This window comes from Bacillus sp. SIMBA_154 (assembly GCF_046536015.1).
GTDB lineage: Bacteria > Bacillota > Bacilli > Bacillales > Bacillaceae > Bacillus > Bacillus pumilus_P.
Genome location: NZ_JAWJBV010000613.1, coordinates 1 through 240 on the forward strand (window position 1 = coordinate 1; position 240 = coordinate 240).

General features: G+C 55.8%; 1 protein-coding gene. It reads right to left on the minus strand.

The window, feature by feature from the left end; translation table 11 throughout:
- The coding region (locus R0K30_RS23350; RefSeq protein ID WP_410613394.1) for a hypothetical protein at positions 1–240 on the minus strand (240 nt) is incomplete at both ends.

Here is a 240-nt window from a genome sequence, read left to right on the forward strand (position 1 = left end):
GGTTGGGAGGCCTGCGCTCGCTCTGCTTTGAGTGCGTTTTCGTGCTCGGCGGCCTTTTCGGCAAGGCGATAATCAAATTCGGGCTGCGTCATACGCCCCGCAGCGACTTCATGCGCTAGGAATAGCCTGTATTTCAGGAAGCTTTGGAAGCGCAAATCGTCGGGGTAGATAGACTCGGAAAGCGCTACCAGCCGTTCGGAATACTGCACATCCGAAATTTTTCCGGCATCACGATCGGCC